The organism is Hansschlegelia quercus, from assembly GCF_004310425.1.
Taxonomy (GTDB): Bacteria; Pseudomonadota; Alphaproteobacteria; order Rhizobiales; family Methylopilaceae; genus Methylopila; species Methylopila quercus.
This window is the reverse complement of the sequence record NZ_SIUB01000009.1, coordinates 85,027-106,926: the sequence shown is the minus strand read 5'-3', so window position 1 is coordinate 106,926 and position 21,900 is coordinate 85,027. Positions and strand designations below refer to the sequence as shown.

At 66.9% G+C, this 21,900-nt stretch carries 19 protein-coding genes; 6 read left to right on the top strand and 13 right to left on the bottom strand.

Annotated elements, in window-relative coordinates; genetic code table 11:
- Positions 1-2 precede the first annotated feature (2 nt).
- Positions 3-974 carry a formate dehydrogenase accessory protein FdhE gene (gene fdhE / locus EYR15_RS15405; protein ID WP_131004459.1) on the bottom strand — a complete coding sequence of 324 codons (972 nt, stop codon included), beginning with the start codon at positions 972-974 and terminating at the stop codon, positions 3-5.
- 309 nt (positions 975-1,283) lie between these two features.
- Between fdhE and EYR15_RS17025 the strand changes: the two genes are divergently transcribed.
- Positions 1,284-1,427, top strand: coding sequence for a hypothetical protein (locus tag EYR15_RS17025; RefSeq protein WP_165455520.1), 144 nt, complete (start codon positions 1,284-1,286; stop codon positions 1,425-1,427).
- A gap of 65 nt (positions 1,428-1,492) precedes the next feature.
- Here EYR15_RS17025 and EYR15_RS15400 read toward each other — a convergent pair whose 3' ends face one another.
- The 3 genes from EYR15_RS15400 to fdnG are packed head-to-tail and all read right to left on the bottom strand — an operon-like array spanning position 1,493 to position 6,218.
- Positions 1,493-2,179 (bottom strand): formate dehydrogenase subunit gamma, encoded by a 687-nt coding sequence (locus EYR15_RS15400; protein WP_131004458.1) that lies wholly within the window; start codon positions 2,177-2,179, stop codon positions 1,493-1,495.
- Positions 2,179-3,120: a formate dehydrogenase subunit beta gene (gene fdxH / locus EYR15_RS15395; RefSeq protein ID WP_131004457.1), complete on the bottom strand. Its 942-nt coding sequence runs from the start codon at positions 3,118-3,120 to the stop codon at positions 2,179-2,181. Before fdxH ends, EYR15_RS15400 begins: the two co-directional genes overlap by 1 nt.
- Positions 3,121-3,134: 14 nt before the next feature.
- A complete protein-coding gene (gene fdnG, locus EYR15_RS15390; protein ID WP_165455519.1) occupies positions 3,135-6,218 on the bottom strand; it encodes a formate dehydrogenase-N subunit alpha in 3,084 nt (1,027 codons plus the stop codon).
- A 250-nt stretch (positions 6,219-6,468) separates the two neighbouring features.
- On the opposite strand from fdnG, the gene EYR15_RS15380 reads away from it, so the two are divergent.
- The 4 genes from EYR15_RS15380 (at position 6,469) to EYR15_RS15365 (ending at position 10,045) form a co-directional block, all read left to right on the top strand.
- Positions 6,469-6,699 (top strand): sulfurtransferase TusA family protein, encoded by a 231-nt coding sequence (locus EYR15_RS15380; RefSeq protein WP_131004454.1) that lies wholly within the window; start codon positions 6,469-6,471, stop codon positions 6,697-6,699.
- Positions 6,700-6,776: 77 nt separating this feature from the next.
- Positions 6,777-8,840: an ATP-dependent helicase gene (locus tag EYR15_RS15375; RefSeq protein WP_245498348.1), complete on the top strand. Its 2,064-nt coding sequence runs from the start codon at positions 6,777-6,779 to the stop codon at positions 8,838-8,840.
- Between the two features lie 135 nt (positions 8,841-8,975).
- The gene (locus tag EYR15_RS15370; RefSeq protein WP_131004452.1) at positions 8,976-9,215 is read left to right on the top strand and encodes a hypothetical protein; all 240 of its coding nucleotides are present in this window, start codon (positions 8,976-8,978) and stop codon (positions 9,213-9,215) included.
- A 56-nt stretch (positions 9,216-9,271) separates the two neighbouring features.
- On the top strand, positions 9,272-10,045 hold the full coding sequence (locus tag EYR15_RS15365; RefSeq protein ID WP_131004451.1) for a phosphotransferase: 774 nt from the start codon (positions 9,272-9,274) through the stop codon (positions 10,043-10,045).
- On the opposite strand, the gene EYR15_RS15360 is transcribed toward EYR15_RS15365, so the two are convergent.
- Entirely contained in the window at positions 10,035-10,394 is a 360-nt protein-coding gene (locus tag EYR15_RS15360; protein WP_131004450.1) for a gamma-butyrobetaine hydroxylase family protein, read from the bottom strand. The genes EYR15_RS15365 and EYR15_RS15360 overlap by 11 nt on opposite strands.
- Before the next feature lie 145 nt (positions 10,395-10,539).
- Here EYR15_RS15360 and moaA point away from each other — a divergent pair, with 145 nt between their 5' ends.
- Positions 10,540-11,562, top strand: a complete 1,023-nt coding sequence (gene moaA / locus EYR15_RS15355; RefSeq protein ID WP_131004449.1) for a GTP 3',8-cyclase MoaA — start codon at positions 10,540-10,542, stop codon at positions 11,560-11,562.
- Positions 11,563-11,574: 12 nt separating this feature from the next.
- Here moaA and EYR15_RS15350 read toward each other — a convergent pair whose 3' ends face one another.
- The 8 genes from EYR15_RS15350 to ftsA all read right to left on the bottom strand — a co-directional run bounded on the left by EYR15_RS15350 (position 11,575) and on the right by ftsA (position 21,887).
- Positions 11,575-11,880, bottom strand: coding sequence for a low affinity iron permease family protein (locus EYR15_RS15350; protein ID WP_131004448.1), 306 nt, complete (start codon positions 11,878-11,880; stop codon positions 11,575-11,577).
- 131 nt (positions 11,881-12,011) lie between these two features.
- The gene (otsA, locus tag EYR15_RS15345; protein WP_131004447.1) at positions 12,012-13,427 is read right to left on the bottom strand and encodes an alpha,alpha-trehalose-phosphate synthase (UDP-forming); all 1,416 of its coding nucleotides are present in this window, start codon (positions 13,425-13,427) and stop codon (positions 12,012-12,014) included.
- Between the two features lie 113 nt (positions 13,428-13,540).
- Positions 13,541-15,655 (bottom strand): NAD-dependent DNA ligase LigA, encoded by a 2,115-nt coding sequence (gene ligA / locus EYR15_RS15340; protein WP_131004446.1) that lies wholly within the window; start codon positions 15,653-15,655, stop codon positions 13,541-13,543.
- On the bottom strand, positions 15,652-17,322 hold the full coding sequence (gene recN / locus EYR15_RS15335; RefSeq protein WP_131004445.1) for a DNA repair protein RecN: 1,671 nt from the start codon (positions 17,320-17,322) through the stop codon (positions 15,652-15,654). Before recN ends, ligA begins: the two co-directional genes overlap by 4 nt.
- Positions 17,323-17,347: 25 nt before the next feature.
- Entirely contained in the window at positions 17,348-18,205 is an 858-nt protein-coding gene (locus EYR15_RS15330) for an outer membrane protein assembly factor BamD (RefSeq protein WP_131004444.1), read from the bottom strand.
- 200 nt (positions 18,206-18,405) lie between these two features.
- Complete coding sequence (locus tag EYR15_RS15325) at positions 18,406-18,729, bottom strand: DUF6968 family protein (protein ID WP_131004443.1); 324 nt, start codon at positions 18,727-18,729, stop codon at positions 18,406-18,408.
- An 86-nt stretch (positions 18,730-18,815) separates the two neighbouring features.
- The gene (gene ftsZ / locus EYR15_RS15320; protein ID WP_131004442.1) at positions 18,816-20,486 is read right to left on the bottom strand and encodes a cell division protein FtsZ; all 1,671 of its coding nucleotides are present in this window, start codon (positions 20,484-20,486) and stop codon (positions 18,816-18,818) included.
- Positions 20,487-20,597: 111 nt separating this feature from the next.
- The gene (ftsA, locus tag EYR15_RS15315; RefSeq protein ID WP_131004484.1) at positions 20,598-21,887 is read right to left on the bottom strand and encodes a cell division protein FtsA; all 1,290 of its coding nucleotides are present in this window, start codon (positions 21,885-21,887) and stop codon (positions 20,598-20,600) included.
- Positions 21,888-21,900 lie beyond the last annotated feature (13 nt).

Here is a 21,900-nt window from a genome sequence, read left to right as displayed (position 1 = left end):
CATCAATAGCCGAGAAGGAAGGGATTGAAAGCGGCGCGGCCCCAGCCGCCCTCCCGGACCTTGAGGTCGAGGCCAAGCGTCGCGACGTCGTCGGCGACCGGATCCGCCTGCGGATCAAGCGTCTGGTAGAAGATCTTGAGGTAGCTCTTGCAGGCGTCGCACGTTTCGGCCTTGGCGGTCGCCTCGTCCTCGCGCCGCTTCGCTGGCTTTGCTTCGACCGCTTCGCCCTCTTCGCTCAGCGCGTAATAGGCGATGCCCTTGGTGCTCTCGCAGATCACGCAGCGCACGCGGACCTGATTCCAGAGCGTGCCGCAAAGGCCGCAGGCGACGTAGCGTGAGCCGTGGGTGGCCGACCAGCTGACCAGCAGGCTCGAGACCGGCGCGCCGCCGCAGCACGGGCAGGCCCCCGCGCCGACCGGAACAAGCCGCGAAGCCCCGACTGCGGCCGCGAGTCGTGCGAAATGAACCTGCAGCGCCGCCGCGGCGAAGACATGCTCGGCGAGCGCGTCGACCGACGCGGAATTTTCCAGAGCTTCGGCGAGCACCGTCCGGCGAAGCGCCGGATCGGCCGCGAGCCGGGCGCGGGCCGCCATAGTCTGCGCGGGCGCGGCGACGGTCTCCATGTCGGCGAGCAGGCGCAGGAAGGTCTCGTCGAGCAGCGCGCCGAGCTCGATGCGGGCGCGATCGACCGGGGGCATGCCGAATTCAGCCGAGCGCTCCAGCGCGGCTTCGTCCGGACTCTCGGGCAGCGCCAAGCCCTGCTGGATCGCGTGCTGCGCATCACAGAGCCGGCCGAGGAAGCTGAGATAATCGCCGAGCGGATGGCCTTCCGCGAGCGAGCGGAAGCGCATGGCCCGGACGGCGAACATCGTTTCGGGCTTCGGGGCGACCGCGAAGTCGGGCTCCGATACGCCGCCGATGATGTCGGGCTGGGGCGAGATGGACGAGAAATCGACCAGGAGACGGCTCCGCATGCGATGTGTTGGAAGCTTAACGCGTTGGCGCGTGCGCGGATACGCCACGCTTCGTCCGGCGGCTGCGGCGCCGCGGATCATGAATGGTCGGCGGCAGGCAGCGGCTATCGAAGGCAAGAATTTCAGGAAAAACGCAGTTGAATCAATGATAGGTGCTACTTTAGGCGAGTGCTAAGAAATTCTGAACGTCGCGATGCGGTTTTCGCAAATCTGGCATGCCAGAAGCCGAGTTCTGCGCGTACCTCTGGTATGCCACATACCAGACACGAAACACGGTGGTCCCAAGCCGCCGCATCCAAGGTGCACGTCATGACCGCTCTCTTCTTCCAGGCCGCCTCGAAGTCCAGCCTGTTCGACACCCTCGCGAACCTCTTCCGCGACATCGTCGCGAACCTCGAAAAGTCCGGCCGCGCCACCTACGAGGCGCACCGTTACGGCCTCGGCGGCCTCTGAGCCGTCCGACATAGACTGACTAAGAACGGCGGCCGGGAAGAAATCCCCGCCGCCGTTCTTTGTTTTCAACCCTCGGTGCTCCCGCCGGGCTCCGCGCCTCTGACTTCGCGCCGCAGCCATTTGCGATGGTGCCGCCAGGCCCAGCCGCCCGTGACGTTGCCCTGCGTCATGCTGCGCACCGAGCCCTTCACCCAGATACCGGCATAGACGTGCACGATCAGCAGCAGGATCGCGCAGATCGCGATCGCTGAGTGCACCAGCGCGGCCAAGCGGTTGGTCTCGATCGTGACGATTCCGTGGAAGTACTGGTCCCAGATCACCAGGCCGGTGCAGAACAGGATCAGGATGAACAGCGCCATCAGCCAGAACACGATCTTCTGGCCGGCGTTGTATTTGTCGAGTTCTGGCAAGTGCTCCTCGTCGCCCTTCACGACATCGTCGATCTGCTTCACCCACTGCGTGTCGTCACGGTTCCAGAAGTTGTGCTTCCAGAACTGGATGAAGAGCAGCGAGAAGCTCATCAGCAGCACCACGCCGAACCAAGGATGGATCGCCCGCGTGCCCGACCCGCCGCCGAAGAACGCGGTGAGCCAGTAGAGCCCGGGGTGGAAGAGCGCGAGGCCGCTCAAAGTGAGGAGGGTGAAGGTGATGGCCGTCACCCAGTGGTTCACCCGCGCCTTGGCGTGGTAGCGGTCGATCACCGTATGCTCGACGAGCGGACGGACGGAGGTGCGTTCGACGTCGATCGCCATCAGCCTGCCCTCGTCGGTTCGGGCTGAGGCGAGCCGTTCTCGGCCTCCTCCACCAGATCAGCCGCATTCTCCTCATCAGTCGGCGACACCTTGTTGGGGCCGACCACGGTGTGGTGGAAGAAGGCCCCGACCGCCGCGAAGGCGATCGCCCCGAGGGCGAGCAGCTTCGCCCCGCCCTTCCAGGCGTTCACGAGCGGGCTGATCTTCGGGTCGTTCGGGAGACCGTGGTAGATTTCCGGCTTGTCGGCGTGGTGCAGCACGTACATCACGTGCGTGCCGCCCACGCCGGCCGGATCGTACAGGCCGGCATTGGCGTAGCCGCGCGACTTCAGGTCCTCGACGCGCCGCGCCGCCTGTTCTTGCATGTCCGTCTTCGAGCCGAACATGATCGCAGCCGTCGGGCAGGCCTTGGCGCAGGCCGGCCCTTGCCCCACCGCCACACGGTCGGAGCAAAGCGTGCATTTGTAGGATTTGCGGTCGACGGCGGAGATGCGCGGGATGTTGAAGGGGCAGCCCTTCACGCAATAGGCGCAGCCGATGCAGTTCTCCGAGATGAAGTCGACGATGCCGTTCGTGTACTGAACGATCGCGCCGGGGGCCGGGCACGCCTTGAGGCAGCCCGGATCCTCGCAGTGCATGCAGCCGTCCTTGCGGATCAGCCATTCCATGTTCCCGGTGTCGGGATTGTCCCACTCGCTGAACCGCATCAGCGTCCAGCTGTGCGGCGTCAGGTCGTGCGGGTTGTCGTAGACGCCGACATTGACGCCGACGTCCTCTTTCAAATTGTTCCACTCCAGGCATGCCGACTGGCAGGCCTTGCAGCCGATGCACTTCGAGACGTCGATGAGCTTGGCGACCTCGAGGCCCGTGGAGCGGATGGCCGGCGGCGTGAACTCCGTCGCCGAGCGCCGCTTGATGTCGAGGGACTGGTAGCTAGACATGGTTCAGCCCTCCCTCACGCCACGGGACCCGAGGCGATCGCCTCGATGTTGACGAGGAACGCCTTGTATTCGGGCGTCTCGATGTTCGCATCGCCGACGAACGGGGTCAGCGAGTTCGGGTGAAAGCCCTTCTTCGTCTTGCCCATGAAGCCCCAGTGCTGGGGAATGCCGACGACGTGAACCGGCTTTCCGTCGACCATCAGCGGCTTGATGCGCTTCGTGACGACGGCCTTGGCCTTCACCGAGCCGCGGTTCGACCAGACCCGGACCCAGCCGCCCTTATCGATGCCCTTCTCCTTCGCGAGCTGCTCGGAGATCTCGACGAAGAATTCGGGCTGCAGCACCGCGTTGACCCAGACATGCTTGGTCCACTGGTGGAAGTGCTCGGTCAGGCGGTAGCTCGTCGCGACGTACGGGTATTTGTCGGGCGTTCCGAGCGCGACGAGATCGTCCTTGAAGATGCGCGCGGCGGGATTGCCGCGGATCTTCGGAGCGATGACGTTCGCGACCGGCGACTCGAACGGCTCGTAATGGCTCGGGAACGGCCCGTCGCGCATCATCCCGCGACTGAACAGTCGCGCGACCCCTTCCGGGTTCATGATGAACGGCCCGACGGACTGTTCCGGCCTGATGGTCGGACCGTAATCGGGCACGTCGAACCCGCCCCACTTCTCGCCCGTCCAGTAGACGAGCTTGCGCGAGGGATCCCACGGCTTGCCGTTCACGTCGGACGAGGCGCGGTTGTAGAGGATGCGCCGGTTGACCGGCCACGCCCACGCCCATTTCGGCGCAAGGCCCGCGTCCCCGGGATCGGAGACGTCGCGGCGCGCCATCTGGTTGCCGGACTCGGTGAAGCAGCCGGCGTAGATCCAGCAGAACGAGAAGGTCGAACCGTCGTCCTTGAGCTGGGCGAAGGTGTCGAGCTGCTTGCCCTTAGCGACAAGAATCTTGGTCGGGTCGGTCGGATCGGTGACGTCGGCGAGCGCGGCGCCGTTCATCTCCTTCGCGAGCTCTTCAGGCGTCGGGTCCTCCGGATTGGCGTAGGGCCAGCGCAGGTTGACGATCGGGTCGGGGAGCTTGCCGCCCTCCTCCTGGTACATCGCCTTCAGCCGCAGATAGATCTGCGCCATGATCTCGGTGTCGAGCTTCGCCTCGCCCGGCGGCTTCACCGCCGGCCAGTGCCACTGCAGCCAGCGGCTCGAATTAACCAGCGAGCCCTCGTCCTCGGCGAAGCAGCTCGTCGGGAGCTGGAACACCTCGGTCTGGATGTCGGCCGACTTAACCTCGTTATATTCGCCGTGGTTCTCCCAGAAGCGCGAGGTCTCCGTCTCCAGCGGGTCCATCGTCACCAGGAATTTGAGCTTCGACAGCGCCTTGGTGATCTTGCCCCTGTCCGGGAAGGTCATCAGCGGGTTGAACCCCTGGCAGAAGTACCCGTTCATCTTGCCGTTCGCCATCAGGTCGAAGGCGCGCAGCACGTCGTAGGTGACGTCGAGCTTCGGCAGCCAGTCATAGGCCCAGTCGTTCTCGACCTTGGCGGCGTCGCCCCACATCGACTTCTGGAACGAGACGAAAAACTTCTTGTAGTTCTGCCAGTAGCTGGTTTGGCCCGGCCGCAGCGGCTTGAAGCCGCGGGTCGACATGTAGGCCCCGAGGTCCTTCTCCTTGTCCGTCGGCATGTTAAGGTAGCCGGGGATCAGGTTGGACATCAGGCCGAGGTCGGTCAGGCCCTGGATGTTCGAGTGGCCGCGCAGAGCCTGCATGCCGCCGCCGCGAACGCCGATATTGCCCAGCAAGAGCTGGATCATCGCCATGCCGCGGATGTTCTGCGCGCCCTTGGAGTGTTGGGTCCATCCAAGCGCGTAGAGCGACGTCATGGTCTTCGTCGGGGTGGAGCACTCCGACATCATCTCGGCCACCTTCAGGAACTTGTCCTTAGGCGAACCGCAGATCCGCTCCACCATCTCCGGCGTGTAGACCGCGAAATGCTTCTTCATGAGCTGGTAGACGCATTGCGGGTCCTGCAACGTGTCGTCGATCTTGGCGAAGCCGTCCTCGCCCAGCTGATAGTCCCAACTCGACGTGTCGTAGCCGCGCTTGGTCTCGTCGTAGCCCGTGAACAGCCCCTCGTTCCAGCCGAACTCGGGCTTGATCAGGTAGGAGGCGTTGGTGAACGCCTTCACGTACTCATGCTGAATTTTGTCGTTCGCCAGCAGATAGTTGATGACGCCGCCGAGGAAGGCGATGTCCGTGCCCGGCCTGATCGGACAGTAGAAGTCTGAGACCGACGCGGTCCGCGTATAGCGCGGGTCGACGACCACGAGCTTCGCGCCGCGATTGGCCTTCGCCTCGATCACCCATTTGAAGCCGCACGGATGCGCCTCCGCCGCGTTGCCGCCCATGACGACGACGAGGTCGGTGTTCTTGATGTCCTGCCATGTGTTCGTCATGGCGCCGCGACCGAACGTAGGGGCGAGACTCGCCACCGTAGGTCCGTGTCAGACGCGCGCTTGGTTGTCGAACACCAGCATGCCGGCGGAGCGGACCACCTTGTAGGTCAGCGTCGCCGTTTCGTTCGTGGTCGCGGACGCCGCCAGGAAGCCCGTCGTCGTCCAGCGGTTGACGGTTACGCCGTCCTTGTTCTTCTCGATGAAGTTCGCGTCGCGGTCGTCCTTCATGAGGCGCGCGATGCGGTCCAGCGCGAAGTCCCACGTCACCCGCTCGAACTTGTCCGAGCCGGGCTTGCGGTACATCGGGTGCTTCAGCCGCGTGTCGGCCTTCACGAAGTCGAGCAGCGCGGCGCCCTTGGGGCAAAGCGTGCCTCGGTTCACCGGATGGTCCGGGTCGCCCTCGATATGGATGAGCGACGCCTGGGTGTTCCTGGAACGGTCGCCGAGACCGTACATGATGATGCCGCACGCGACAGAGCAATACGGGCAGGTGTTCCGGGTCTCGGTGGTCTGGGCGAGCCTGAAGGGCCGCACCGCCTGGGCGAGCGCTTGTTCAGCGCCGCCAAAGCCCATCGCTCCGAGCGTTGTCCCGGCGATCCCTGCGCCCGCAGTCCGAAGGAACTGGCGGCGGGAAAATTCGCCGATCATGAGGGATGCATCCTCCCCTATAGGCGCTCGCGTTCCATCGGACGAAGCGCTCGACAACCGGCTCCATGCCAGCTTCAGGGTATGAGGCTACGACTCGCCTGCTTTCAATGTCAAACTATTCCAAGTCGTCGCCGAGCAAGAAAATCGTGTTAACAGAGGCTGTTAGCATGCGCAGCATGCCGCTTCGCAAGATACCGTCGCTCCGATTGCAAAACGTTTCCAATCAATGGGTTGTCCGTGACCGACGCTGATGAGCCGCGGCTGCGGGTTCGACCTCCGCGGACTGCGCTGTCCGCTCCCGGCGCTCAAGGCGAAGCGCGCGCTCGGCCGCGCTCGGACGGGAGAGCAAATTGTCGTGATCAGTGACGATCCTCTCGCCGGTATCGACGTCCCGAACGCCGCGCGGGAGGCCGGTGGCGAAATTGTCTCTGTCGAGCCGGATGGAGCGGCGTCCCGCTTCACCATGCGAAAGCCCGGATGAGGCGACGCAGACTTGACGCCCTTGCGAACAGACAGTGAATGGCGCCTCCTCGAACCGTCGTTCCGGAGCGTCGATTCGTGCCTGCAGCCGCCTATCTCGAGACGCTCAACCCCGAGCAACGGCGTGCGGTCGAGCATGGCGTCGGGCCGAAGGGCGCGGCCGGAGCGCCGCTGCTGGTGATTGCCGGCGCGGGCTCGGGAAAGACCAACACGCTCGCCCACCGTGTCGCTCATCTGGTCGCCTGCGGCGCCGACCCGCGCCGCATCCTGCTGCTGACCTTCTCCCGCCGCGCGGCCGCCGAGATGACCCGGCGGGCGGAGCGGATTGCGATCAAGGCGCTCGGGCCGAAGGCGGGGATCGCCGACAGCCTGCCCTGGGCCGGCACCTTCCATGCGATCGGCGCCCGCCTCATCCGCCGCTACGCCGAGACCATCGGGCTAGACCAGCAGTTCACGATCCTCGACCGCGAGGACGCTAGCGACCTGATGAACCTCGTCCGCCACGAGGCCGGCCTCTCGAAGGCGCCCAAGCGGTTTCCGACCAAGGGAACGTGCCTCGCGATCTATTCGCGCGCCGTGAACGCCGAGAGCTCAGTCGAGCAGGCGCTGGCCGCCGCCTTCCCGTGGTGCGCCGGCTGGACGGCGGAGCTGAAGGCGCTGTTCCAGGCTTATGTCGAGGCCAAGCAGCGCCAGAACGTGCTCGATTACGACGACCTGCTGCTCTACTGGGCGCAGATGGCGGCGGAGCCCGCGATCGCGGCCGAAATGGGCGCGCTGTTCGACCACGTGATGGTCGATGAATACCAGGACACCAACCGCCTTCAGGCCTCGATCCTGACCGGCCTCAAGCCCGACGGGCGCGGCCTTGCGGTGGTCGGCGACGACGCGCAGTCGATCTATTCGTTTCGGGCGGCGGAAGTACGCAACATCCTCGACTTTCCGAAAACGTTCTCGCCTCCCGCCGAGATCGTGACCCTCGACCGCAACTATCGCTCGACTGCCCCGATCCTCGACGCCGCGAACGCCGTCATCTCGCTCGCCCAGGAGCGCTTCACCAAGAATTTGCGCTCGGAGCGTGGCGATGGCGCGCTGCCGCGCCTCGTCTCGATTCGCGACGAGGCCGAACAGGCCCGCTATGTCGCCGACTCCGTGCTGGAGAACCGCGAAGCCGGCGCGACGCTGAAGTCGCAGGCCGTGCTGTTTCGCACCTCGCACCACAGCGCGGCGCTGGAGCTGGAACTTGTCCGGCGCGATATCCCGTTCGTAAAGTTCGGCGGCCTGAAATTTCTCGACGCCGCGCACGTCAAGGATCTGCTTTCGATCCTGCGCTTCGCCCAGAACCCACGCGACCGCGTGGCGGGCTTTCGTGCGGCGCAGCTGCTGCCGGGCGTCGGGCCGGGATCGGCGTCGAAGATCCTCGACGCCGTGGTCGCCTCCCCCGCCCCGCTTGAAACCCTGCTTGCCCAGCCCGCCCCTCCCCGCGCAGGCGCCGACTGGACGGGCTTCGTCGCGGCCGTCGCAGCCATCGCGCACGGTCAGGGCGGCTGGCCGGCGGAGATCGGCCTCGCGCGACGATGGTACGAGCCGCATCTCGAACGCATCCACGACGATGCAGGCGTTCGCGCGCTCGACCTCGCTCAACTCGAGCAGATCGCCGCGAGCTATCCCTCGCGCGAGCGCTTCCTGACCGAAGTCACGCTCGACCCGCCGGACGCGACCAGCGACGAGGCGGGGCCGCCGTCCCGCGACGAAGATTATCTGATCCTGTCCACCATCCACTCCGCCAAGGGCCAGGAATGGCGCTCGGTGTTCGTGCTGAACGGGGTCGACGGCTGCATGCCCTCGGACCTCGGCGTCGGCGCATCCGCCGACCTCGAGGAAGAGCGGCGGCTCCTCTACGTCGCCATGACGCGGGCGAAGGATGATCTGCGCATCCTGCTGCCGCAGCGCTTCTTCACCCACCAGCAGCGGGCGCATGGCGACCGCCACGTCTACGCCGCCCGCACGCGTTTCATCACGAAGGCCATGCTCGACCGATTCGAGCAGTTGCGCTGGCCGCCGCCATCGGCGGAGAACGAGGCCGCGCGCGGTCCTCTCCCGCGGGTCGATATCGGCGCCAGGATGCGCGCGATGTTCCGATAAAACGGCCGGGCGCGCTACTTATTGCTACGCGCTCTTCTTGCGGCGCAGCAAGGTTTCGGCTGGCCGAGACTTGGGCGACGCGCTAGCTTTCCAAGTTGACGCATCGGCACGACAAGATGCGCGAGGAGGACCGCCATGCAATGGCTTCAGCTCACCACACCAGGCAAGCACGAGATTTTCGTGAACATGTCGCTCGCGGTGCATATGCGCCGTTACGGCGACAAGACGACGATCGACATGCTGACCAGCTCGATGGACCGGACTCACTGCGTCGGCGTCGTTGAGACGCCGGAAGAGATCCTGCAGAAGATGTGCGACTGCGGCTGGGTCTCGCGAAAGGACGCCGAGGCCGACAGGCTGGCCGTCCCGAACTAGGCTGATCGCGCCGCGGGTTTGACGTCGGAGGCGTTTCGCGCTCGAAGTCGCGCGCCTTGATCCAGCATGTCGCGACCAATGAACGGACGGTCCTGCGGACCCTAGCCGTAACGGAGCTCGGGCCGCGAATCGGCCGCGGCCTCAGGTCTGAGGTGCACGCGCTCTGCGATGGCCGCGTAGCGAAGATTTTCAGGCGCTCGCGCAAGCTGCGTCGCGTCGCCCGCGAGTTCGACGTAACCCGCGCCGCACGCGCGGCTGGGGCGGCGGCCTGGCGGGTGGACGAGATCGTCCGCCTCGACGGGCGGCTCGCGATCATCGGCGAGCGCGTCGCGGGCGAGACTTACGCGGACGCTCTGCGCGCGGGCCGCGTTTCGGCTCGTCAGGCGCTCGAGGCCCTCGTCGTCGCTCAACGAACGATCGCCGGCCTGAGCATCCCCATGGAACTTGCCGGAATCGGGCGTCCGCTATCGAGGACCATCGGCCCCTCCCCCGTCGATCCCCGGCTGATGGCGCGGCGCGCCTTCAGCCACGGCGATCTTTCGCTCGAAAACCTCATGATCGACGCTGCGGGGCGGACGACCATCCTCGATTGGGGATCGGCCGGATACGGGCCGCTGCTCGCGGACGTCACCGTCGCGAACCGCGCGCTGCGGCGTACGCTGTTTCAGCGCAGCACGCCCCTGCGCCTCCGCGTGACCGCGCCGGCGATCATCCTGGCGCACCGCTGTCTCGCATTTCGCGCGCTCGGGCTGCCGATCACATCCTTCGTGCTGCTCTCGCCGGCGTGGTCGCCCCTGACGAGGCGGCGACCTGCCGGCCTCAGCGCCTGAGGCCCTTCGCCTCCAGCGCCTCCTCGTAATCCCGGAACATCTCGTCGCCCTCCTCGCCGAAGCGGCGCAAGGCGGGCCAGGTGTAGATGCCCGTGTCGTGGCCGTCGTCGAACACCAGGCGCACCGCGTAGGAGCCGACCTCCTGCACGTCACGGATCGTCACGTTCCGCTTGCCCGGAACAACGGTCTTCTGCTCGGCCGAATGACCCTGCACCTCGGCGCTCGGGCTCTCGACGCGCAGCAGCTCGGCCGTGATCGCGTGGCGCGTTCCGTCCCCCCAGGCGACGGTCAGCGTCCGCCCGTCCGGCGACAGCCTGAGCTCGGTCGGCCAGGTCGCGTCATCCGCCATCGTCATACCTCCCGAAGCGTCCGGACCCTTTACGGAAGGGGTCCGGGCGCCTAGCTTGTCGCGGACCACCCCTTTCGACGCAAGCGCCCCCGCTAAGCGGACCTTTGGCGCGCCGCGCGAAACGCGAAAGCTGCTGAAGCGCCTGATGGACGCCATTCCTTCTCTCGCCCCCGCTCCGCTGATCGATCCGTTCCAGCGCGCGATCTCCTATCTGCGCGTGTCGGTCACCGACCGCTGCGACTTCCGCTGCGTCTATTGCATGTCGGAAAACATGACCTTCCTGCCCAAGCGCGACCTGCTCACGCTTGAGGAGCTCGACCGGCTGTGCACCGCCTTCATCGGGCTCGGCGTGCGCAAGCTCCGCCTCACGGGCGGCGAACCGCTCGTCCGGCGGGACCTGATGACGCTGATCCGTTCGCTCGGCCGCCAGATCAAGACAGGCGCACTGGAGGAGCTGACGCTCACTACCAATGGCAGCCGCCTCGGTATCTACGCTGAAGAGCTCTACGCCGCGGGCGTGCGCCGGCTGAACGTCTCGATCGACACGCTGGACCCGGACAAGTTTCGTGAGGTCACCCGCCGCGGCGACCTCTCTGTCGTGCTCGCCGGCGTCGACGCCGCGCTGAAGGCCGGCCTCAAGATCAAGATCAACACCGTCGCGCTGCGTGGCGTGAACGAGGACGAGATCGCCTCGATCGCGGAATGGGCGCATGGCAAGGGCATGGACCTCTCGCTGATCGAGACCATGCCGCTCGGCGATATCGACGGCGATCGCACCGACCAGTATCTGCCGCTCAGCCTCGTGAAAGCCCGCCTTGGCCAGCGCTGGACGCTGAACGACATTCCTTATCGCACCGGCGGGCCGGCGCGTTACGTCTCGGTCGCCGAGACCGGCGGGCGCATCGGCTTCATCACGCCGATGACCCACAATTTCTGCGAGAGCTGCAACCGCGTCCGCGTGACCTGCACCGGCACGCTCTACATGTGCCTCGGCCAAGAGGACGCCGCGGATCTGCGGGAGCCCTTGCGGGCCAGCGCGAACGACGACCTGCTGGTCGAGGCGATCCGCGAGGCCATCACCCGCAAGCCCAAAGGCCACGACTTCATCATCGACCGGCGCAACGCCAAGCCCGCAGTGGCGCGGCATATGTCGACCACGGGCGGCTGAGCGCCCGAAGCGTCACTCGTCCTTCTCGATACCGATGACCTGGTTCCGGGCCTCGGAGGACCTGACGAGCTCGTCCAGCTTCGCGTGCACCGCCTCTGTGTCACGCCGTTGCGCGACCAGAACCGCATTGGTGATCGTGATGGCGGCGATCGACAGAGCGAGCGTGTAAACGTCGTCGTGGAGGAGATCGAGCCAGGTCAAAACCAGGCCGACCGCCATGATCGCGTTGACGATCAGGAAGCCGGCCGAACTCGACAGTGAGTTGGAAAAGCGGCCGATGAACCGTTCGATGAAGTTGCGACCACGACGACGCGCCATTCACGGGACCTTCTGATCCGACACGGCGAGGACCGCCGTCGCGGCTGTGCGATCAGCACACAGGGCGAGACAAAGCAGCCGTTTCACGGCTCAAGATCGAGCAGCCTGCGCGGTTTCTTGAATTCTGAGCCTCAACGCACCGCTGCGATCTTCGGCGTCGTCCGTTCCGGCTCCTCAAGCGCGCCGATGAAGGCTTTTCTCCAGTCCGTGACGTCGAACTTTGAGATGCGGTCATACATGCGTCGCCAGCGGTCAACACGCTCGTCGAGCGGCATTTCAAGCGCCCTGGCAAGCGCTCCGGCGGTGCCGTCGACGTCGTAAGGGTTCGTCAGCAACGCTCCGATGTCGAGCTCGTGGGCGGCGCCGGCGAAGCGCGACAGCAGCAGGACGCCCGGATCCGCCGGATCCTGAGCCGCCACATATTCTTTGGCGACGAGGTTCATTCCGTCCCGCAAGGGCGTGACGAGACCAACGCGTGCAAGCCGGTAAAGTCCCGCGAGCGCGTTGCGGCCGACGGTGCGGTTCACGTAGCGGATTGGCGTCCAGTCGAGATCCGAGTGCGCGCCGTTCACCCGGCCCGCGAGTTCCGCGACCTCGCGCTCCATGGCGGCGTATTCCGGCACGTCCTCGCGCGATTTCGGCGTCACCTGGAGATAGGTGCAGCGGCCGCGCCACTCCTCGTCGAGCGTCAGGAAGGTCTCGTAAGCCTGAATGCGCTCGGCGATGCCCTTGGAATAATCAAGCCGGTCGACGCCGATGATGAGCTGTCGACCAAGCAGACTCTCCTTCATCCGCTTGACCAGCGGGTTCTTGGCGGCGTGCTCCGCAGCCTCCGTGAACGCCTTGGTCTCGATCCCGACGGGATAGGCCCCGACCTTGATCGCGCGCCCATGCACGACGAATCGACCGTCGGAGAGACGGTGGCCCACCTTCTCGCGGCGGATATAGGTCTCGAAATTCTCGACGTCGCTCGGCGTCTGGAAGCCCACGACGTCATAGGCCGCGAGCCCGCGCACGATGTCGGCGTGATTCGGCAGCACGGTCAGGATGTCCGGCGGCGGGAACGGGATGTGGAGGAAGAAGCCGAGTCGGTTGGTCAGACCCTTGGCGCGCAGCTCGCCGCCCATCGGGATCAGATGGTAGTCATGGACCCAGATCAGATCGTCGGGCTCAACCTTCGGCGCGAGCAGCCGTGCGAACAGCTGATTGACCCGGTAGTAGCCCGCGAGCGCCACGCGGGTGAAATCGGCGAGGTCCATCCGGTAATGCAGCAGCGGCCACAACATGCGGTTGGAGAAACCTGCGTAATAGTCGTTGAGATCGCGCTCCGTCAGGTCGACGAGCGCATAGGTGACGCGGCCCTGTTCGACCATCTCCGGCTCTTCCTGGGCGGCGGAAGTCGCTGGCAGCGTGCGTCCGCTCCAGCCGAACCAGATCCCGCCGCGCTCCTGCATCGCGCCTGCGAGCGCAACTGCAAGCCCGCCTGCAGGCGGCGTGCCGGGCGTTGGAGTGGGAACCCTGTTCGAAACGACGACGAGACGGCCCATCAGATGGTCTCTCCCCGGACCGCAAGAACGCGCTGCTGGCGGGTCAGTAGAATCTGGAACTGGGTTTCTGTCATCTTGTTCATCCAACGTTCAGGGCCCGAACCCCGTTCCACCTAATCCCCGACGCGGGCGAGCCATTCCTCTTCGGTCAGGGTCTCGACGCCGAGCTCCTGCGCCTTGGTTAGCTTCGAGCCGGCGCCGGGTCCGGCGACGACGATGTCGGTCTTCTTCGACACCGTTCCCGAGACTTTCGCCCCGAGCCGCTCGGCCATCGCCTTCGCCTCGTCGCGGGTCATGCGCTCAAGCGTGCCGGTGAAGACGACCGTCTTCCCCGTCACCGGCGAACTTTTCGCGATCGCCTCCATCGGGGACGGCGTCAGCTCCTTGAGCAGCGCGTCGAGCGGCGGGTCGTTCTTCGGCTCCTGGAAGAACTCGACCGCAGCCTGCGCCACGATCGCGCCGATGCCCTCGATGTCGACCAACTCCCGCCAAGCTTCGTTGCCCTTGTCGCCTTTCACGCCCTTTTCAGGGGGCGTGGCGACCTTCGCAGCTTCGCGCAAGGCGTCGACCGTCCCGTAATGGCGCATCAGCCGCTTGGCGTTGATCTCGCCGATGTGGCGGATGCCGAGCGCGTAGAGCACGCGGTTCACCTCGCGCGTGCGGGCGTCCTCGATCGCGGCGAATAGCTTGTTCGCCGAAGCCTCGCCCCATCCGTCGCGGTTCTTCAGCCGGGTGAGGCCGTTCGCCTCCTCTCGCGCCTTGACCGTGAAGATGTCGGCCGGCTCGCGGATCTCGCCCCACTCGTAGAACGCCTCGATCTGCTTCTCGCCGAGCCCCTCGATGTCCATTGCGTTGCGCGACACGAAGTGGCGGAGCCGCTCGACGGCCTGCGCGCGGCAAGTCAGCCCGCCCGTGCAGCGCCAGACGACCTCGCCCTCGTCGCGCGCCGCATGGCTGCCGCAGACCGGGCAGACGTGCGGGAACTCGTAAGGCCTGGCGTCCTTTGGCCGCTTGTCCTCGACCACGGCCACGATCTGCGGGATCACGTCGCCGGCGCGCTGGACGATCACGGTGTCGCCGACGCGTACGTCCTTGCGGACGATCTCGTCCTCGTTGTGGAGCGTCGCGTTCTGCACGACGACGCCGCCGACCGTGACGGGTCGGAGCTTCGCGACCGGCGTCAGCGAGCCGGTGCGGCCGACCTGAATGTCGATGCCCTCGAGCACGGTCTGGGCCTGCTCGGCCGGAAATTTGTGCGCGATCGCCCAGCGGGGACTGCGCGAGACGAAACCTAAGCGCCGCTGGAGGGCGAGACTCTCGACCTTGTAGACGACGCCGTCGATGTCGTAGCCGAGGTTCGCGCGCTCGGCCTCGATGGCGTGATAATGCGCGATGAGATCCTCGACCGTGTCGAACGCCTTCATGAGTTCGTTCACGCGAAAGCCCCAGCGGCCGAGGTTTCCGACCATCTCCGTTTGCGTCTTCGCCGGTACGATGCTCGCCTCGCCCCAGGCATAGGCGAAGAACCGCAGGGGCCGAGCCCTGGTGTTCGCGGGATCGAGTTGGCGAAGGCTCCCCGCGGCGGCGTTGCGCGGGTTGGCGAAGACGGGTTTGCCCGCCTCCGCCTGACGCACATTGAGCGCCGCGAAGTCGGCGTGGCTCATATAGACCTCGCCACGGACCTCGAGCACGTCAGGAACGTCTTCGCCCTTCAGCCGCTGCGGCACGTCGCCCATGGTGCGGAGGTTCGCGGTGACGTCCTCGCCGACCGCGCCGTCGCCTCGGGTCGCGCCGCGGACGAAGCGGCCCTTCTCGTAGCGGAGCGAGGCGGAGAGCCCGTCGATCTTGGGCTCGGCAGCGACGCTGAGCGTCTGGTCGGCCTTCAGATCCAGAAAGCGCCGGACGCGCGCCACGAACTCGGCGACGTCGTCGTCGGAAAACGCGTTGGAGAGCGACAGCATCGGCACGGCGTGCCGCACTTTTGCGAAAGCCTCAGAGGGCGCGGCGCCGACGGTCTCGCTTGGAGAGTCCGGAGTTTTCAGCTCGGGATGCAGCGCCTCGAGCTCGTTCAGCCGGCGGCGGAGCGCATCGTATTCGCCATCGGAAATCGTAGGCGCATCGTCCTGGTAATAGCGCCTGTCGTGGCCGCGGATCTCCTCGGCGAGCCTCTTGTGCTCGGCGGCCGCATCTTCGAGCGAGGGCGGCAGTTCGCCGTCATCGTTCGTCACGCAGCGCCCTCCATCAGCCGCTTCGCCGCGGCGCGCGCTTCGTCCGTGACGGAGGCGCCGGCCAGCATGCGGGCGATCTCCTCGCGCCGCTCGGAGGCGTCCAGCGCCTGCACCCGGGTCGCGACGCTCGACGCGTCTCCCGTCGCGCCTTTCGAGATCAGGAAGTGGCGGCCGGCGCGCGCGGCGACCTGCGGCGCGTGGGTGACCGACAGCACCTGAACCCGCCGCGCAAGCCTCGCGAGCCGCGCGCCGATGGCGTCCGCGACCGCCCCTCCCACGCCGGTGTCGATCTCGTCGAAGACCAGCGTCGGCGCCGAGCCGCGGTCGGCCAGCGCGACCTTCAGCGCCAGCATGAAGCGCGAAAGCTCGCCGCCGGACGCGATCTTCGCGAGCGGACCGGCGCGCGTGCCGGGATTGGTCTGGACCCAGAACTCGACGCGATCGACGCCTTCGGGGCCGGCGGCCGCCGGCTCGTCGGCGATGTCGGTCATGAAGCGCGCGCGTTCGAGCTTGAGGTCGGGCAGTTCGTCCATCACCGCCGCATCGAGCGTTGCGGCGGCCGCCCGTCGGGCGGCGCTGAGCGCAGCCGATGCGGACTCATAGGCCGCCTCCGCCGCCTGCGCCTCTTCCGCCAGGGCCGCGAGCCGCGCCTCGCCAGCGTCGAGCGCCTCGAGCTCGCTTGCGCATTTGCGGGCGAGCGCGGAGAGATCGTCGACCGGCGCGCCGTATTTGCGCGAGGCCGCGCGAAGCGCGAACAGCCGCTCCTCGATCCGCTCTAGCTCGCGCGGATCGAACGCCGCGGCGTCGAGGGCCGCCTTCAGATGCGCGCCGCCCTCGTCGAGCGCGACCAGAGCCGCGTCGAGCGCTTTGATGGCGGGATCGACCAACTCGGGCGACGCTGCGGAGCGGCGCTCCAGCCGGCGGATCGCGTCGGCGATGCCGTGCGCCGGCGAGCGCGAGCCGGCGATCGCCTCATAGGCCTCGGAGAGATCCTCCGCCGCCTTCTCCGCCTTCATCATGGATTGGCGGCGATCGGCGAGTGTCTCTTCTTCGCCGGCCTCAGCGGCGAGCTTCGAGAGCTCCTCGCTGGCGTGGCGCAGGAAGTCGGCCTCGCGGCGGGCCTCTTCGACCTGCGCCTGATGCTCGCGGAGCGCCTTCGCGGTCGCGCGGCGGCGGTCCCAAGCCGTGGAGACAGCCAGCCGCTCGGGCCACAAACCGCCATAGGCGTCGAGCAATGTGCGATGAGCTGCGGGATCGACCAGCGCGCGGTCGTCATGCTGCCCGTGGATCTCGACCAGAACGGTCCCGAGCGTCTTCAGCGCCTGAACGCTGACCTGCTGATCGTTGATGAAGGCGCGGGTGCGCCCGTCGCGGGCCTGCACGCGGCGCAGGAACAGATCGCCGTCGTCCGGGATGTCCTGCTCTTTCAGGATGGCGCGCGCTGGATGGTCCGGCGCGAGGTCGAACACCGCCGTCACCTGGCCCTGCGCTTCGCCCGCGCGCACCAGCCCGCCGTCGCCCCGTCCGCCGAGCGCCAGAGAGACCGCGTCGAGCACGATCGACTTGCCGGCGCCTGTCTCGCCGGTGAGCACGGAGAGGCCGTCGCCAAAATCGAGATCGAGGCGGTCGATCAGGACGATGTCACGGATCGATAGCCGTGCGAGCACGGGTCCTCCCGCGCGGGGCTCTAAGTCAGCCGACGACGCCGCGGAATGCGCGGCTGATCCAGGAGTCCTGATTTTCCTGCGGCTTAAGGCCGTTGGAGTTCATCAGCGCGAAGCTCGCCTTGTACCACTCGCTGTCCGGATAGTTATGGCCGAGGATTGCGGCGGCGGTCTGCGCCTCACCGGTGATGCCGAGCGCCATATAGGCCTCGACAAGCCGGTGCAGCGCCTCCTCGATGTGGCGGGTCTGCTGGTACTGGCTGACGACGACACGGAAGCGGTTGATCGCGCCAGTGTAGTCGCGCCGCGAGAGATAGAAGCGGCCGACCTGCATCTCCTTGCCGGCGAGCTGGTCGCGGGCGACGCTGATGCGGTTGCGCGCGGTCGCGGCGTATTCGCTGTTCGGCCAGCGGCGCACCAGCTCCTCGAAAGCGTCGACCGCCTTGCGGGTGGTGTCCTGGTCGCGACTGACGTCCGGGACCTGATTGTAATAGGACATGCCGACGAGATACTGGGCGTAGGCCGCGTCGGGGCTCGTCGGATGCAGCTGGACGTAGCGCTGGCCGCTCTGGATCGCGTCCGTGTACTTGCCGCGCCGATAGTTCGTGTAGGTGGTCATGAGGACCGCCTTGCGGCCCCAATCCGTATAGGGGTGCTGGCGGTCGACCTCGGCGAACTTCTTGTTCGCCGCCTCGTAGTCGCCCTTCTCGATGCCGCCCAGGCCTTCGCCATAGAGCTTGTCGGCCGGCTCGTCGGGCGCAACCTCTTCCTTCTTGTCGAACATCGAGCAGCCCGCGATCGGCAATGCGGCTGCGAGCAGCACGGCGAAGCGAACCGTGCGGCGGCTGCCCGGAAGCGCCTGAGTTGAGGGCGTACGCACGACCATCGGGAGCCTCGCTATCCGATTCGAAACATCAGTCGGATCGGCTCGCCGATCCACGGGGCGCACGATGCAGACGCCGCAGCCGATGTCTATAGCGGAATGGCCGGAGGGACGCCACGCGGAGCGTTAACCACCCACAGTTGGACGCGCACCCGCTTCAGATCTCCTCCAACCCCGCTATTATCCCGCGACCTTGCTGAAGCTCAGCCATCGAAGCGCTTATCGTCGCCGATGAGAACGTCCCTCAGATCTTTGGGCGCGGAAAAGCCATAGCCTCCTCCGGCTCCGGGCCAGTTGAGTTCGCCTGCCTCATGATACGGACTGGTGTAGAGTTCGAGAGCGATCATCTGAAACGTCAACTGAAGCGCCTGAAGGGCGTCGACGCCGGAAGCGGCCCGTAGCGTCGCTCCATCGGGCCAGTCGATTTCGTACTGGCACTCCCAGTGACTGCCGACCTCAACAGGAGCGTGGACGCGCACGGCCAAAGTCGTCTCACCGAGACTAAGCGAGCGCTCCCCGACAACCATCAAAACAAGTCCATCTGCTGGAAATGATGAGGCCCGGATCGGCGGCGCGATCCGGGCCCGTTTTCAGTCAGACGTGGAGCCCCGACTCAGTTCGCCTGACGGCGAAGGAAGGCCGGGATTTCGAGCTGGTCATCCTCGAGCCCGCGCGGGTGCGAGACGGGAGCGCGGCCCTGTGGGTCGAACTGGCCCTGCGCCGGACGATGGATCGGCGCTTGGGGGCGACGGTTCATGTCGGGGTTCGGGGCCGGAGCGTGCGGCGCCTGCGGGTGCGGGGCGTGGGCCATCGGCTGCTGCGGAGCGTGGGGCGATTGGCCCTCCTCCTTGCCGCCGCTCAGGCCATTCGCGAGGCGCTGCAGCAGCGTCATGCGCTTCTTGTCCGGCGCGCCGGCGGCGGCCTCAGCCTGCTCGCGGTTCGCGCGGAGCTGCTGCTGGACCGGCATCGGCAGATCTTCGATCTGCGGCATGCGGGGCGCGCGGGAGGCCGGGCGTTCGGCGTGCGGCGGGATGAAGGGCTGGTCGACGCCGTGGTCTTCCTCCGCATGCGCCTCCTCGTGGAGCGGCTGCTCCATGACGGCCTGCTTCGGCGCGGCCTGACGGATCGTGACGTCCTCAATCGCGGCGACGATCTGCGCGTCGTAGTGGTTCTCGGCCTCGGGGGCCGGAGCCGGGGCGCGGAACTGCGGCAGCGGCTGCGGCTCAGGCGAGCGAGCCGCCGGGGCCTGCTGCTGCTTGATGCGGTTGGCGAGTTCCGCCACGCGCTGCTCGGCCGGGCTCTGCTGGCCGGCTTCGAGGATGTGGTCGATGCCGGTCGCGACGACCGACACGCGGATGATGCCGTCGAGGCTCTCGTCGAAGGTCGCGCCGAGGATGATGTTGGCCTCCGAATCGACTTCCTCGCGGATGCGGGTGGCCGCCTCGTCGACTTCGTACAGCGTGAGGTCCGAGCCGCCGGTGATCGAGATCAGCAGACCGCGGGCGCCGCGCATCGAGACGTCGTCGAGCAGCGGGTTGGCGATGGCGGCTTCGGCGGCCTGGACGGCGCGCTTGTCGCCAGAAGCTTCGCCCGTGCCCATCATCGCCTTGCCCATCTCACGCATGATCGCGCGGACGTCGGCGAAGTCGAGGTTGATGAGGCCTTCCTTGACCATCAGGTCGGTGATGCAGGCGACGCCGGAATAGAGCACCTGATCGGCCATCGCGAAGGCGTCGGCGAAGGTGGTGCGCTCGTTCGCGACCCGGAACAGGTTCTGGTTCGGGATGACGATGAGGGTGTCGACCGCCTTCTGCAGCTCCTCGATGCCGGCTTCCGCCGTCTTCATCCGGCGCATGCCTTCAAAGTGGAACGGCTTGGTCACGACGCCGACGGTCAGGATGCCGGCCTCGCGGGCCGCGCGGGCGACCACGGGGGCCGCGCCGGTGCCGGTGCCGCCGCCCATGCCGGCGGTGATGAAGGCCATATGCGCGCCGGAGAGGTGGTCGCGAATCTCGTCGATGACCTCTTCGGCGGCCGCGCGGCCGACTTCCGGCTGCGAGCCCGCGCCGAGGCCTTCGGTGACCTGAACGCCCATCTGGATGATGCGCTCGGCCTTGGAGAGGGTGAGGGCCTGCGCGTCGGTGTTGGCGACGACGAAGTCCACGCCCATCAGGCCGGCCTCGATCATGTTGTTGACGGCGTTGCCGCCGGCGCCGCCGCAGCCGAACACGGTGATGCGGGGCTTGAGTTCCCGGATGTCAGGCATCTTCAGGTTGATGGTCATCGCGTGCCTCTAAGGTTTGTCGCGCCATTCCGACGGGCGCCAATTCGAAAGTTCGGCGATCGGAGGGGCGCGATCGGCCCCCTTCCTGATCGACGGCCGCCGCGCCGCCGCTCAGAAACTCTCCTTCAGCCACCGGCCCACCCGGTGGATGTAAGTGTTCTTCTCAGGCGCTCCGCCGCGGCGCGCCCGCTTGGGATCGACATGCTCGAGCGCCGCGACCTGGGGGAAGACGAGCAGCCCGACAGGACCGGCGAAGGCCGGGCCCTTTGCGGCTTCCGGCAGCCCGCGGGCGCCCAACGGGCGACCGATGCGGACCGGACGGTCGAGGATGCGACGCGCAAGCTCGGGCAATCCCGTGAGCTGGCAGGCGCCGCCGGTGAGCACCACGCGGCGCGCCTCGGAGGCGTAGCCGGACGCTTTCAGCCGGTCGCGCACCAGCTCCAGCGTCTCCTCGACGCGTGGCTTCACGATCTTCACGATCATCGACTTCGGCAGATAGCTCGCGGCTTCCGGCTCGTTCTCGCCGACGGGAGTGACCGCGATCTGGTCGCGCTCGTCGGCGATCGAGGGGAACACGCTGGCGTGCAGGGTCTTCAGCCGCTCGGCCTCTTCGATCGAGGTCGAGAGCCCGCGGGCGAGATCGAGCGTCACGTGATGGCCGCCGAGCGCGACCGCGTCGCAGTGGACGAGGTTGCCGCCCTGGAAGACGGACATCGAAGTGGTGCCGCCGCCCATGTCGATCAGCGTGACGCCCATCTCGCTCTCGTCGTCGACGAGGGCCGCAAGACCAGAGGCGTAAGGCGCCGCCACCATCGTTTCGACGTTGAGGTGGCAGCGCTCGATGCAGAGCATGAGGTTGCGGAGCGGCGCGCCCTCGGCGGTGACGATATGCATGTCGACGCCGAGCTGCTGGCCGACCATGCCGCGCGGATCGCGGACGCCGCGCGTCGCGTCGAGGCCGAAGCCGGTCGGGATCGAGTGCACGACCGCCCTGCCCGGCCGCACCGAATGAGCGCAGCCCGCCTGCAGCACCCGGCGGATATCGCGGTCCTCGACCGGGTGACCGGCGATGCCGACATCGGCATGGAACGTCTCGCTGGCAAGCCGGCCTGCGGAGATCGAGACGATAACGCTCTCGATCTGAACGCCGGCCATGCGTTCGGCCGCGTCGACCGCGAGGCGGATGGCGTGCTCCGCTGCCTCCATGTCGACGACCTTGCCGCCCTTCACGCCGCGCGAGCGCTGATGGCCGACGCCGATGAGCTCGACGGTGTGGCTGCGGTCGGGCAGCGCGTCGCCGGCTTCCGTCGGGCGCAGCCGAGCGACCATGCAGACGATCTTCGACGTGCCGACGTCGAGCGCGGACACGACTACCGCGCGACGCGCCGGCAACGGCCGCATCTTGGGAACGACG